Source organism: Desulfuromonas sp. KJ2020 (assembly GCF_024197615.1).
Classification (GTDB): domain Bacteria; phylum Desulfobacterota; class Desulfuromonadia; order Desulfuromonadales; family SZUA-540; genus SZUA-540.
Genome location: NZ_JAKUKE010000003.1, coordinates 401,026 through 414,091 on the forward strand (window position 1 = coordinate 401,026; position 13,066 = coordinate 414,091).

Here is a 13,066-nt window from a genome sequence, read left to right on the forward strand (position 1 = left end):
CATGAAGCCGCTGATCCACGTTGTTTTTATTCTCACCTTTCTATTATCCCTTTTTCTGGGTGGCTGTGCCGTCAATCCCGTCACCGGCAAAAAAGAGCTGGCCCTTTTCCAGGTTTCCACTGAAGAGGAAATCGCCATCGGTCAAAAAAGCTATCCCCAGGTCATCCAGCAGATGAAGGGGGAGTATCCCGATCCGGCTCTGGGCCGCTATGTTCAGGAGGTCGGCGCCAAGCTGGGCCGCTATAGCGAGCGACCCGAACTGCCCTACCAGTTCAAGGTGGTGAACGATTCCTCTCCCAACGCTTTCGCTTTGCCCGGAGGGTATATCGCCATCTCCCGCGGCCTGCTGGTGGAATTGGAGAACGAGGCCCAGTTGGCCGCCGTGCTGGGGCATGAGATCGGGCATGTGACGGCCCGTCACTCCGTGTCGGGGATGCAGCGCGGCGCCTTGCTGGGCGTGGGGATGGCCGTGCTCTCCGGCGTGACAGGGCAGTCCGCCTACGGACCTGCGGCCCAGCAGGCGGGCCAGATCGCCGCCCAACTGCTGGACAGCTCCTACAGCCGAGAGCAGGAGCGCGAATCCGACCGCCTGGGCATCGATTACATGGTCAGGGCCGGCTATAACCCCCTGGGCAGCGTGCAGCTGCAGGAATTCTTCTATCGCCAAATTGAGGGGAGTGCCGAACCCATGTGGCTCAGCGGCCTCTTCCGCACCCACCCCTTTTCCAAGGAGCGCATGCTCGCCAACCAGGATTATGTGCGGTCCCAATATGCCTTTACCTTGCAGGCCAGTGATTTTTCCTTCCAGGAAGATCCCTTTCTGAAGGCCACGGCCGGCATTCGCGCCAAGAAAAAAGCCTACGAACTCTATGACGCCGCCCAGCAGCTCGAAGCCCAGAACAATATGACCGCTGCCATCGAGACCTATCTGCAGGCCCTGGACGCGGCGCCGGGAGAAGCTCTCATCTACACCGGCCTGGGGTTGGCCTCGCTGCGCCTGGGCGATCTGGCCCCGGCCCGGCGTTACCTGCAGGAAGCCATCCGGCTCGATGGCAACTACTATGAATCGCGTATGGGGCTGGGCTACGTCTATCTCCAGCGCAATGAAAATCAGGCCGCCGTTGCGGAGCTGGAAAAGGCCATGGAGCTGATGCCCGGTCTGCAGGGAGCCTATCTGCTGGCGGAGGCTTACGAGAAAACGGGACAGACCACCAAGGCTCTTGAGCTCTATCAGGCGGTCGCCAAGGCCGATCCTCAGGGCAAGCTCGGCCAGGCGGCGGCCGGACGGATACAGGCCCTGGGTGGGAGGCAGTGAGCTGGCAACCCCCGTTGTGCGAGGGCGAGCAGATTCTCTGGCGAGGCCGTCCGGCTCCTCGCTGTTATACCTTTCGGCACTGGCGCCTGAACTGGGTGGGTGTGCTGCCCCTTAGTCTCGGCCTGGCCGGATGGCCTTTTGGACCCGTTTGGTTGAGCCTGTTGCTGCTGATCGCGGGCCTGCTGCTGACTGTCGGGCTGCCGGTATTTAACCGGTGCCTTTGGGGGCGCGTCGACTACATCCTGACGGATCGCCGTCTGCACTGGCGGGGCGGCCTCCTCCGTGACCGCAGGACGTTCAGGGAGCTTGCCGACCTCGCCGACTTCAGGATGGATCGCCATGGACCCCAGCTCGCTAGCGTGAGACTGTACTTTCACGCTGACGCGCATCCTCGACGGCTTTTCTGCCTTGAACATCCCGAAACGCTCACGGCCTTGCTCACGCCCCTGCTTGAACGTGAAGCAGATAGGGGCTGAGTCCCTATGGCGTTTTAGCGTTTGACATTTGGCGGTTCGATTGATTACCATCCCGGACACCTATTTCCCGGAGGATTTTTGATCGCGTGACTATGGAAAAACGCTTTTATCTCGAAACGTTCGGCTGCCAGATGAACGTGGTGGACTCGGAGCGGATCGTCGCTCTGCTGGAAGGGATCGGCTACCGGCAGGTCGAAGCGCCCGAAAGTGCTGACCTGGTGCTGCTCAACACCTGTTCCATTCGTGACAAGGCTGAACGCAAGGTCTATGGGCATCTGGGACGCTTCAAGCCCATCAAGGCAGAAAACCCCGGTCTCATCGTCGGTGTCGGCGGCTGCGTCGCCCAGCAGGAGGGGCAGCGCCTGCTCGACAAGCTGCCCTATCTCGATCTGGTCTTCGGCACCCACAATGTGCACAAGCTGCCGGACATGGTGCGGGATGTGGAAGAGAATCGCGCCCGCTGCCTTGAAACGGAATTTCTCGACCGCGACACCCGGTTGCGTCTCTTCCCCGATCGTGCTCCGGGCGAGTCGGTCAGCCGTTTCGTCACCGTCATGCAGGGCTGCGACAACTTCTGCTCCTACTGTATCGTCCCCTACGTGCGGGGTCGCGAGGTCAGCCGTCCCAGTGCCGAGGTTCTTGACGAGGTCCGTTATCTGGCCGGGCAGGGCGTGCGCGAGGTGACCCTGATCGGCCAGAATGTCAATTCCTATGGGCGCAAGGAAGAGGGCGAAATTTCCTTCGCCCAGCTGCTGCACCGTGTCCAGGCGATCGAGGGGATCGAGCGCATCCGCTTCACCACCTCGCACCCCAAAGATCTATCCGACGAGCTGATCGACTGTTTCGGGGCTCTCGACAAGCTCTGCTGGCATCTGCATCTGCCGGTACAGAGCGGTTCCGATCACATCCTCCACAGCATGAACCGGGGCTATACCCGGGCGCAGTATCTGCGCATCGTCCGCCGCCTTAAGGAAGTCTGTCCCGAAATTCGCCTCACCTCCGATATCATTGTCGGCTTTCCCGGGGAGAGCGAAGCCGATTTCGCCGAGACTCTGTCGCTCATGGAGGAGGTGCGCTACGCCGACGTCTTTTCCTTCCTCTATTCCAGTCGGCCCGAAACCGCCGCCGCCAAGCTCAAAGACGAGCTGTCCCCGGAGATCAAGCAGCAGCGCTTCGGGCGCCTTATCGCGCTGCAGGAGTCGTCTTCCGCCTCGATCTGGGCGGCCGATCAGGGCCAAGTGCTCGAGGTGCTGGTCGAAGGGGAGAGCCGCCAGGGCGGCGGGCAGCTTTTCGGCCGCACGACCTGGAACCGTATCGTCAACTTCCATGGCAGCCGCGATCTGATCGGTCAGATCGTGCCTGTCCGTATCAAGCGCGTGTATAAAAATTCCCATCTTGGCGACCTGCAGATTTCCTGAAGATTCCGGACGGCTGGCCAGGTGCCAGGCCGTCCGCTCTTTTTGCAACCCTGAAAGACCATGGCTGAAAAGCCAGCAGTCCTCCGTGAGCATATGGCCAAAGGCAGACTTCTCGCTATAGACGACGAAAAATTCTTCCGCGAATTCTACCGCGATCTCCTCTGTGGCGAGGGATACGATGTCCGTGTGGCCGCCGGCGGCGAGGAGGCCTTGGACATCCTTCGTGCGGAGAACGGCTTCGACCTGGTCATCACCGATATGGAAATGCCGGGTATGAACGGCGTCGAGACAACGGAGGCCATCAAGCGCCTGTATCCTGAACAGGAAGTGATTGTGGTAACGGCCCAGCATGACGTGACCCTGGCCGTAGAAGCCATGAAGCGTGGCGTCGCCGATTATATTCTTAAGCCGGTCAATGCCGAGGAATTCCTCCTGGTCATCAACCGCGTTCTCTTCCGGCAGGCGCTTCACGTCGAGCGGACCAAGCTGTTCAGCGAAAACCTCGAATTTCTCTCCATACTCCTGGCTTATCGCAAATGTCTCGTTTTTTTGAAGGTGAATGATCCGGATCGTCTGGGCGATCTGATTCTCGACACCCTCATGGAGCTGCTTAAAGCGGAAGGAGCCGTCCTCTGGATGGCCGAGGATGGGGGTAGGCAATATCGCTTCCAGAGCTGTCGCGGACGCTCCGTTCCCCCGGCCGGGGATGAGGTCTTTCGCCCCAACGAAGTAGAGCGCCGACTTATTCACGGGGGCAAGGCGGTCACTATGGATCGTGGCGCCGCCCTCTGGCTTCCCCTGCTAGCCGGGGTGGAGCCTCTGGCCTTTATTCGGGTGGAGCGCCCTGGGCAAAGACCCGACTTCAGCCGTGAGGATCAGGCTGTTGCCGATGCCGTCGGCGAGTTCGCTGCCAGCGCCCTGCACGGCAGCCTGCAGCGTCGTCGCTTTGACCGGCAATGTTTTCGGGTGCGGCCGGGGGGCGGCTACACCATGGCCTTTTTTACGGACACCCTTGAGCGTGAATTGCGGCGCTGCGACCGCTACGGCCGAAACCTGTCGCTGATCAAGCTGGTCGTCGTCAATTACCGTGAGGTCGCCTGCCGGTTTCTCGATCGGGAACTCGGCGAGGTGGTAAATCGTATGGCTGACACCCTGCAGTCCGTTTTGCGCGACGCCGACATTCTGGCCATGGAATCGCCCGATCAGTATTTCATTCTACTGCCAGAAACGGACTACTGGGGGGCGCTGGTGGCCCAGAAACGCATTCGCAAGGCGCTGGCGGGGCAGCTCTGCGTGGTCGGACCGAAAAAGCAGGTCGATCTGGATGTGTTCATGCGCTCCGCCTCCTTTCCCGTCGATGGCGCCACCTTCGCTTCTCTCCGGGCCACGGTGGAAAAGAACATCGCCCAGCTGCCCGACAGTCTTTTTCTGCGGGCCGGGATGGAATCGCTCTCCTTCTGGGATATCGTCGACGGCTTGCTGACCAAAAAGGGCGGGTCTCCGTCTCTTTTCGGCGAAACAGAGGCGGCCTCATCCGTCGACGCCCTCGCCCAGAGCAATCCCTTTTATCTGGACAGCGGCAGGATGAATGCGCTGATGGAAGCCTTTTGCCGCGAGGTGGTCGAGTCGAACCGGGTGCGGGGCATCGTTTACCGCGGCTGTGCGGATTTTGACGCCGTTCGTCAAGCCCTTGGCCAGGTCGATGGCCTCGAACAGTCGGCGACGTCACTCTTTTTTCTGGGGGGCACGGATCGGGTCCACTGGGATTACCAGCGCATCCACCCCATTTATATCGACGACCCGCGCTTCTCGCAGGTCGATTTTCTGCTTTACCTCAACGAAGACCATGCCTATGCCCTCTTTACCCGCCAGGTCGAAGGCGAGTTGGCGGGTTTTCATAGCTGTGACTTCTTTTTTGTCGAAAACCTGATTGCCAAACTCCAGGAGCAGTACCGTCTGCAAGCCCTGATCTAGGATGACCATGGCCTCTCCGACCGCACAAATCCTGATTGCCTCCTCCGAAGACGACCTGGCCCCCCTGGTCCCGCTGCTGTCACAGCAGGGCTACCAGGTGAAATATGACGGGGACAGCGCCAGAGTCCTTGAACGGGCCCTGAAGGCACCGCCGGCGCTTATCCTGGTCGATACCCGCCTTCGGGGGCTTACGGCCAGTCGTTTTGGACAACTGTTGCGCGGTAACAGCCGTACCGAGGGGATCCCGGTTTTTTATGTCGGCGAAGAGGGCGAAAACGTCGAAGGCTTCCGGCGACACAAAGATCGTTTTGTGCCGCGTCCTTTCAATACCGAGCAACTGCTGGCCGATATTCACGCGTTCTTTCGTCGGGCCGGTCAGGTCCGCCAGGTCAGCCGCAAGAAAACTGATTTCGAAGGGAGCCTCAGTCGGTTGTCCCTGGTCGATCTGCTACAGGTCCTGAGTCTGAATCAGAAAGAGGGCGTCCTGACCCTGACCCGCCCGCAGGGCAAGGGGACCATCTATTTGCTGGACGGCTGTGTCATTCACGCGCATACCTGCCAGGTCAGCGGTGAGAAGGCGTTCCACCGCATGCTCACCTGGGACGAGGGTCTCTTTGCTTTTTCGCCCACCCACGTCGATGTGGAAGCCAGCATCCATTTGCCCATGGATCATCTGCTCATGGAAGGGCTTCGGCAGAACGATGAGCTGATGCAGCAAAGGAACGCCCTGCCAGCGCCCGACCTTCTGTTGCGTTTGAATGTACCCCGGCAACAGGTTCCCGAGGATCTGCGCCCCGTTACCCGGGAAATTCTCGACCTGCTTGCCTACTATCCGCGCTGCGGGGACCTCGTCGAACATTGTTCGCGGCCAGATTATGAGGTTCTGCAGGTTCTCAAAGACCTGCTTGACCGCGGCCTGGTTAAGGTTCGTGCCGCCACCGTCTCAAAGACGACCAGTCAGCCACTGCTCAGCAGTGAGGATATTCTGGCGGTCAGGAATCGCCTGGTGCCGATCGATGCCCTGCCAGAGAGGGCCAGTGGCAAGCTGATTCTGCTGGCCCGTTCGCAAAAAAGGGTAGTCACCTTTCTGCAGGCCTTGCAGGGGCTGGAGGAGTTCGAGGCGCGCCGGGAATTTCTTGACATGTCAGAAGGGTTGCCTCTGGGCGACGCCGGCCGGTTAAACCTCAACGAGGTCTTTTATCTCAGGCTTTTTGCGCTCCCTTCCTTAGCCAGCGCGGCTCCTTTGTGGCAATCCTTCTCCAGCCGTCTTTTCGGGGTCATTGTCCTTGATGGCAAAGAAGGTTTTGCTGAAGCGGAGCGCTTCTTCACCGAGCGGTTCGGAGTTCAGGTTCTCTCGTTCGATTCCGCCGCCCTGACCGACAACCGGCGTCAGGGCCTGCTACGCTGCCTCCAGCAGCTGGCGGCGCCCTTTCGACAATCTCTTGAAAAGGATAAACCGTGATCGATCTGCACACCCATTCCATCTACAGCGACGGCGAACTGATCCCGGCGGAATTGACCCGGCGGGCGGCTGTGGCCGGCTATCGCGCCCTGGCGATTACCGACCATGGCGATTTTTCCAACCTGGACCTCATTATCCCCCGTCTGGTCCGGGTCGCTGGCGATCTGGGCAAGGCCTGGGGCTTTACCGTGCTGGCCGGCATCGAATTGACCCATGTGCCGCCACCCATGATGCTGACCGCCGTGCAGGAGGCCCGTCGCCTCGGAGCCCAGATTGTCGTCTGCCATGGCGAAACCATCGTCGAGCCCGTTGCGCCCGGTACCAATCGCGCGGCTCTGGAAGCGGATGTCGACATTCTGGCGCATCCCGGGCTCATTACGGCCGAAGAGGCCACACTGGCGGCCCGCCGGGGTATTTGTCTGGAAATCACCACCCGCAAGGGGCACAGCCTGACCAATGGGCACGTCGCCCGCCTGGCCCTGGAGCAGGGCGCGCCTCTGGTAATCAATACCGACAGCCACGCGCCGGGCGATCTGACGCCTCTGGCCATGGCCCGCAAGATCGCCCTGGGGGCCGGGTTGAGCGAAGAGCAGTTTGAGCAGACCCGTCGCAACAGTGACCAGTTGGTGCGCAAGGCCCTGGGGGTGATGGCTGTCAGAAATGGTGAGTGAAACCTGAAACGGAAAAAGTGAGGTTTTTATGAACGAACAGGATTTTGATTTTTTCAAGCGATTTGTCGAAGCCCCCAGCCCGTCCGGGTTCGAACAACCGGCCCAGCGCGTGTTCCGCCAGGAACTGGCGGACGTGGCCGATACCGTCGAAACCGACGTTATGGGCAACGTCATGGCGCGTCTTAGGGCCGGCCGGGAGGATGCTCCACGCGTCATGCTGGCCGGCCACTGCGACGAAATCGGCCTGATGGTCAAGTATATCGACGACAACGGCTTTCTCTATTTCGGCCCCATCGGCGGCGTCGACGCGCATCTGGTACCCGGCCAGCGGGTGTGGGTGCATGCCGCCGCCGGCAGCATTCCTGGCGTCATCGGCAAAAAGCCCATCCACCTTATCGAGGCCAAAGAACGCGATACGGTGGCCAAGTTCAAGAATATGTTCATCGATATCGGCTGCAGCGACCGGCAGGAGGCCGAGGCTCTGGTCGCCGTCGGCGATCCGGCCACCTTTGCCGTGGGCCTGCAGCGGTTGCAGGGCGACCGCGTCACCTCCCGCGCCTTTGACGACAAGATGGGCGCCTTCATCGTCGCCCAGGTTCTCAAGGAAGTGCGCCGGCGCGGCCATTCGCCCGTGGACCTCTTCGGCGTTTCCACGGTGCAGGAGGAGATCGGCCTGCGCGGCGGCACCACCAGCGCCTATGGTGTCAACCCCGATGTGGGCATCGCCATCGAGGTGGGACATTCCACCGATTATCCCGATGTCGACAAGAAGGAGATCGGCGACTTCCGCGTCGGCAAGGGGCCGATCCTCGCCCGCGGCGCCAACATCAATCCCGTCCTCTTCGAGTTGCTGGTGCAGACGGCCCGGGAGGAGAATATCCCCTATCAGGTCATGGGCGCCCCCCGGGCCACCGGCACCGACGCCAATGTCATCCAGCTCTCCCGCGGCGGGGTGGCGGCGGCCCTGGTCAGCGTGCCGCTGCGCTACATGCACACCCCGGTGGAACTGTTGTCCCTGAGCGATCTGGAGAACACGGTGCGCCTGCTCGTCGGGCTGCTTGGTCGCCTTACCGACCGCCACATGTTTATCCCCGGTTGACGTAGGATTTTTCCTTGACTCGGACCGCCGAGATTGCATAGCATCATCGATTAAAAGTTTTTCCCAGCAACCGACAATAAGGAGATCGCGATGCAGGATCTGGATATACGTGAAGGCCTGACCTTCGACGACGTTTTGCTTGTCCCCGCCCATTCGGAAGTCTTGCCCAAAGAAGTCGATCTGACCACCAGCCTGACCCGGAAAATCAAGCTCAATATCCCGCTGCTGTCGGCGGCCATGGATACGGTGACCGAATCGCGCACCGCCATCTGCATGGCGCGCGAAGGGGGACTCGGCATCGTCCACAAAAATATGACGCCGGAAGAGCAGGCGCTGGAAATCGACCAGGTCAAGAAGTCGGAGAGCGGCATGATCGTCGATCCCATCACCATGCATCCCGATCAGAAGATCTACGAAGCCCTCGACCTCATGAAAAAGTACCGTATCTCCGGGGTCCCCATCACCAAGGACGGCCGTCTCGTCGGTATTCTCACCAACCGCGACCTGCGTTTCGAGACCAGACTCGACCAGCCTATCTCCAACGTCATGACCAAGGACAAGCTGGTCACCGTGCCACCCGGCACCACCCTGGAAGAAGCCAAGCAGCACCTGCATGAACACCGCATCGAGAAGCTGCTGGTGGTCGACGATAGCTACGCTCTCAAAGGCTTGATCACCATCAAGGATATCGAAAAGGTCCGCAAATACCCCATGGCCTGCAAGGACGAGTTCGGCCGCCTGCGCGTCGGCGCCGCCATCGGCGTCAGCGGCGACCGCGAGGAGCGCCTCGAAGCCCTCATCCGAGCCGGGGTCGACGTGGTCATCATCGACACGGCTCACGGTCATTCACAGGGGGTTCTTGAGGCCGTGGTCGACACCAAGCGCCTCTATCCCGACCTGCAGCTCATCGCCGGCAACATCGCTACCGCCGAGGCGGCCAAGGCCCTGATCAAGGCCGGCGCCGACGGCATCAAGGTGGGTATCGGCCCGGGCTCCATCTGCACCACCCGCGTGGTGGCCGGCGTCGGCGTTCCGCAGATCACGGCCATCAACGACGTGGCCAAGGTCGCGCACAAGGCCGGCATCCCCCTCATCGCCGACGGCGGCATCAAATATTCGGGCGAGTTGCCCAAGGCTATCGCCGCTGGTGCCGATATCATCATGATCGGCTCCCTCTTTGCCGGTACCGACGAATCACCGGGCGAAACCATCCTGTACCAGGGGCGCACCTATAAGGCTTACCGTGGCATGGGCAGCCTCGGCGCCATGAAGATGGGGAGCAAGGACCGCTATTTCCAGGCCGACGTGGAGAGCGAAGTCAAGCTCGTCCCCGAAGGGATCGAAGGCCGCGTGCCCTATCGCGGCAGCCTCTCGGCCAATATCCACCAGCTGCTCGGCGGCCTGCGGGCCGGCATGGGCTACACCGGCTGCCGCACCCTCAAGGAGCTGCAGCAGAACGCCCAGTTCGTGCGCATTACCAACGCCGGCCTGCGCGAGTCCCACGTCCACGACGTGGCCATCACCCACGAAGCCCCCAACTACCGCGTCGAGCGCCAGGGTTAGGCCGGAGTCCTCATGTCCGATATCCATAGCGAAAAAATTCTTATTCTCGATTTTGGCTCCCAGTACACGCAGCTTATCGCCCGTCGGGTGCGTGAAGCCCATGTCTACTGCGAACTGCATCCTTACGACATGGATCTGCAGGCCATCCGCGATTTCGCGCCCCAGGGGATCATTCTCTCCGGCGGTCCCAAATCCGTTTACGACCAGGGGGCGCCGGCCGTGGAAGAAGCCCTGTTCGAGCTGGGCGTCCCCGTTCTTGGCATCTGCTACGGTATGCAGCTGATGTCCCGTCATTTCGGCGGCGAGGTGGTGCCGGCGGGCAAGCGGGAATTCGGCCATGCCGATCTGCACAGCCAGGGCCAGCCCGGCCCACTCTTTGACGGCTTTTTCGTCGAAGGGAGCAGCCCCGTCTGGATGAGCCACGGTGACCACGTCTCGCGCCTCCCCGCGGGGTTCGAGGTCGTCGCCCACACCGATAACGCGCCGGTGTGCGCCATCCAGAACGTGGCCCGCCGGTTGTATGGCGTTCAGTTCCACCCCGAGGTCAACCACACCCCCCGCGGCGAAATTCTCATCGATACCTTCGTACGCAAAATCTGCGGCTGCAGCGGCAGTTGGACCCCCGGGCACATCATCGAAGACGCCATCAGTCGCATCCGCGAACAGGTCGGCAGCGACCGCGTCATCCTCGGTCTCTCCGGCGGCGTCGATTCCTCCGTGGCCGCCGCCCTCATCCATCGGGCCATAGGCGAGCAACTCACCTGCGTCTTTGTCGACAACGGCCTGCTGCGGCTGGGCGAGGGAGATCAGGTCATGGCCACATTCGCCGAGAACATGGGCGTCAAGGTCATCCGCGTCGATGCCGAGGACCGCTTCCTCGCTGGCCTGGCCGGGGTGAGCGACCCCGAGCGCAAGCGCAAGATCATCGGCGGCCTTTTTGTCGATATCTTTGAAGAAGAGGCCGGCAAGCTCAGCGATGCCAAATGGCTGGCCCAGGGAACCATCTACCCTGACGTCATCGAGTCGGCCGGGGCGAAAACGGGCAAGGCCCACAATATCAAGAGCCATCACAACGTCGGCGGCCTGCCCGACTATATGAAGCTGCAGCTGCTGGAGCCTCTGCGCGAGCTCTTCAAGGATGAAGTTCGCGCCATCGGCGAAGAGTTGGGGCTGCCCCGACAGATGGTCTGGCGTCATCCCTTCCCGGGACCCGGCCTGGGGGTGCGTATTCTCGGCGAAGTCAAAAAAGAGTACGCCGACATTCTGCGCCGCGCCGACGCCATCTACATCGAAGAGCTCTACAGCAGCGGGCACTACGACAAGATCAGCCAGGCCTTCGCCGTGTTTCTGCCCGTCAAGAGCGTCGGTGTCATGGGCGACGGCCGTACCTATGAGTACGTGGTGGCCCTGCGTGCCGTCGAAACCAAGGATTTCATGACCGCCGGCTGGTATCCCATGCCTTATGCCGATCTGGCTCGCATCAGCAACCGCATCATCAATGAGGTCAAGGGCATCAACCGCGTCGTTTATGATATTTCCAGCAAGCCCCCCGCGACCATCGAGTGGGAGTAGGCCTGCCACAGGCTTCGGATAGAGCCATGGACAGCAAGACACGAATTCTCTTTGTCGACGACCACGAAGTCTTCCACGAGTGCATGCGGGCCCTCTTCGCCGCCCATGAGGGGACGGAGATCGTCGCTACCGCCAACAACGGGCAAAGCGCCGTGCGTCTGGCCGGTGAGCTGCGTCCCGACATCGTGGTCATGGATATGTCCATTCCCGTGCTGCATGGCATCGAAGCCACCCGGCAGATTGTCGCCGAAAACCCCGAGTCCCTGGTCATCATCCTCTCCGGCCACGCCGAAAGTGACATGGTGCGCGAGGCCTTCCGCGCCGGCGCCAAGGGCTACGTTCTCAAGGAAGAGTCCTTCACCGAGCTCGTGCAGGCCATCGAGACTGTGCGCGGCGGCTATCTCTTTCTTAGCCCCCGCGTCTCCGAAATCGATCTTGAAGAACTCTCCGACAGGTTTGTCCCCAAGCCCCTGCCTTCCCTCGAGCTGCTGTCACCCCGAGAAAAGCAGGTTCTTGCGCTGCTCGCCGAAGGGAAGGGAGTCAAGGAAATTTCAGTCATCCTGGACATTAGCAGCAAAACCATCGAGACTCACCGTGCCAACCTGATGAAAAAGCTCGACCTGTATAGCCTGCCCGAGTTGACCAAATTTGCCTTACGCACAGGGCTGGCAAGCCTTTCGACTTAGAGGAAACCAGCGGTTATTTTTTAACATACCCGAAATGGGGGTAGATCATGAAATCTGAGGACATTCGCTGGCAGCAACGATTGGCTAACTACGCCACGGCTCTCGACCAGTTGACCAAAGCAGTTGAGCTCGCTGGGCAGCGTCCTCTGTCGGACCTTGAAAAACAGGGTCTAATCCAGGCCTTCGAATTCACGCATGAACTGGCCTGGAACGTCATGAAGGACTATTTCGTCTATCAGGGGAATCCCGCCATCACCGGTTCCCGTGACGCTATTCGCGAATCGTTTAATAAGGGGTTGGTTGCCGATGGCGAAGGATGGATGGAGATGATCAAGAGTCGAAATCAGAGTTCACACACCTATAATCAGAAGATCGCCGAGGAAATCTCCGACAAGATAAAGGTACGTTATCATCCCCTGTTCCAGTGTTTCCTGCGGCGGATGCAGGAAATTGCTTCATCATGATCGATACGGGGTTACCTGACCAGGCGATAAAAAGCCTCTGCCGGATATTCAAAGACCACCCGCAGATTCACCGTGTGATTCTTTATGGTTCGCGGGCGTTGGGAACCTATCGTCCCGGCTCCGATATCGACCTTTGTCTTGACGCCGACTCTTTGGGTTTGACGGAGTTATGCGCCATCGAGAACAGGATCGATGATCTTCTTCTTCCCTGGAAAGTCGATCTTTCACTGCTGCATACCATCGATAACTCCGCTTTGTTAGACCACATTCGCCGGGTCGGAATTCCATTTTGCGATCGGCTCGAATCGGCCTGATATGCCGTGCAAGGGTTAATTAACGGGGACGAAAGTTAAAGGATCTTCTTCA

General features: G+C 60.3%; 11 protein-coding genes. All 11 read left to right on the forward strand.

Annotation, left to right across the window (positions count from 1 at the left end):
• The first annotated feature begins 1 nt into the window (after position 1).
• The 11 genes from MJO47_RS10190 (at position 2) to MJO47_RS10240 (ending at position 13,014) form a co-directional block, all read left to right on the forward strand.
• Positions 2–1,315, forward strand: coding sequence for a M48 family metallopeptidase (locus MJO47_RS10190; RefSeq protein ID WP_253961018.1), 1,314 nt, complete (start codon positions 2–4; stop codon positions 1,313–1,315).
• Positions 1,316–1,877: 562 nt separating this feature from the next.
• The gene (miaB, locus tag MJO47_RS10195) at positions 1,878–3,209 is read left to right on the forward strand and encodes a tRNA (N6-isopentenyl adenosine(37)-C2)-methylthiotransferase MiaB (RefSeq protein WP_253961019.1); all 1,332 of its coding nucleotides are present in this window, start codon (positions 1,878–1,880) and stop codon (positions 3,207–3,209) included.
• Between the two features lie 93 nt (positions 3,210–3,302).
• Positions 3,303–5,183 carry a response regulator gene (locus tag MJO47_RS10200; protein WP_253961020.1) on the forward strand — a complete coding sequence of 627 codons (1,881 nt, stop codon included), beginning with the start codon at positions 3,303–3,305 and terminating at the stop codon, positions 5,181–5,183.
• 7 nt (positions 5,184–5,190) lie between these two features.
• Positions 5,191–6,645: a DUF4388 domain-containing protein gene (locus MJO47_RS10205; protein ID WP_253961021.1), complete on the forward strand. Its 1,455-nt coding sequence runs from the start codon at positions 5,191–5,193 to the stop codon at positions 6,643–6,645.
• Positions 6,642–7,316, forward strand: a complete 675-nt coding sequence (locus MJO47_RS10210) for a histidinol phosphate phosphatase domain-containing protein (protein ID WP_253961022.1) — start codon at positions 6,642–6,644, stop codon at positions 7,314–7,316. Before MJO47_RS10205 ends, MJO47_RS10210 begins: the two co-directional genes overlap by 4 nt.
• A 28-nt stretch (positions 7,317–7,344) precedes the next feature.
• Positions 7,345–8,415, forward strand: a complete 1,071-nt coding sequence (locus MJO47_RS10215; protein ID WP_253961023.1) for a M42 family metallopeptidase — start codon at positions 7,345–7,347, stop codon at positions 8,413–8,415.
• Positions 8,416–8,505: 90 nt separating this feature from the next.
• The gene (guaB, locus tag MJO47_RS10220) at positions 8,506–9,978 is read left to right on the forward strand and encodes an IMP dehydrogenase (RefSeq protein ID WP_253961024.1); all 1,473 of its coding nucleotides are present in this window, start codon (positions 8,506–8,508) and stop codon (positions 9,976–9,978) included.
• Between the two features lie 12 nt (positions 9,979–9,990).
• On the forward strand, positions 9,991–11,550 hold the full coding sequence (guaA, locus tag MJO47_RS10225; protein ID WP_253961025.1) for a glutamine-hydrolyzing GMP synthase: 1,560 nt from the start codon (positions 9,991–9,993) through the stop codon (positions 11,548–11,550).
• 26 nt (positions 11,551–11,576) lie between these two features.
• On the forward strand, positions 11,577–12,236 hold the full coding sequence (locus MJO47_RS10230) for a response regulator transcription factor (protein WP_253961026.1): 660 nt from the start codon (positions 11,577–11,579) through the stop codon (positions 12,234–12,236).
• Positions 12,237–12,283: 47 nt separating this feature from the next.
• Entirely contained in the window at positions 12,284–12,700 is a 417-nt protein-coding gene (locus tag MJO47_RS10235; RefSeq protein ID WP_253961027.1) for a nucleotidyltransferase substrate binding protein, read from the forward strand.
• Positions 12,697–13,014 (forward strand): nucleotidyltransferase family protein, encoded by a 318-nt coding sequence (locus MJO47_RS10240; protein WP_253961028.1) that lies wholly within the window; start codon positions 12,697–12,699, stop codon positions 13,012–13,014. The genes MJO47_RS10235 and MJO47_RS10240 overlap by 4 nt, the downstream gene beginning before the upstream one ends.
• Positions 13,015–13,066: the final 52 nt, after the last annotated feature.

What these genes read in the sequence shown, in the direction of transcription:
- MJO47_RS10190 (WP_253961018.1), top strand. Translation starts at nt 2, where the DNA reads ATGAAGCCGCTGATCCACGTTGTTTTTATTCTCACCTTTCTATTATCC.
- MJO47_RS10200 (WP_253961020.1), top strand. Translation starts at nt 3,303, where the DNA reads ATGGCCAAAGGCAGACTTCTCGCTATAGACGACGAAAAATTCTTCCGC.
- MJO47_RS10205 (WP_253961021.1), top strand. Translation starts at nt 5,191, where the DNA reads ATGGCCTCTCCGACCGCACAAATCCTGATTGCCTCCTCCGAAGACGAC.
- MJO47_RS10215 (WP_253961023.1), top strand. Translation starts at nt 7,345, where the DNA reads ATGAACGAACAGGATTTTGATTTTTTCAAGCGATTTGTCGAAGCCCCC.
- guaB (WP_253961024.1), top strand. Translation starts at nt 8,506, where the DNA reads ATGCAGGATCTGGATATACGTGAAGGCCTGACCTTCGACGACGTTTTG.
- guaA (WP_253961025.1), top strand. Translation starts at nt 9,991, where the DNA reads ATGTCCGATATCCATAGCGAAAAAATTCTTATTCTCGATTTTGGCTCC.
- MJO47_RS10230 (WP_253961026.1), top strand. Translation starts at nt 11,577, where the DNA reads ATGGACAGCAAGACACGAATTCTCTTTGTCGACGACCACGAAGTCTTC.
- MJO47_RS10235 (WP_253961027.1), top strand. Translation starts at nt 12,284, where the DNA reads ATGAAATCTGAGGACATTCGCTGGCAGCAACGATTGGCTAACTACGCC.
- MJO47_RS10240 (WP_253961028.1), top strand. Translation starts at nt 12,697, where the DNA reads ATGATCGATACGGGGTTACCTGACCAGGCGATAAAAAGCCTCTGCCGG.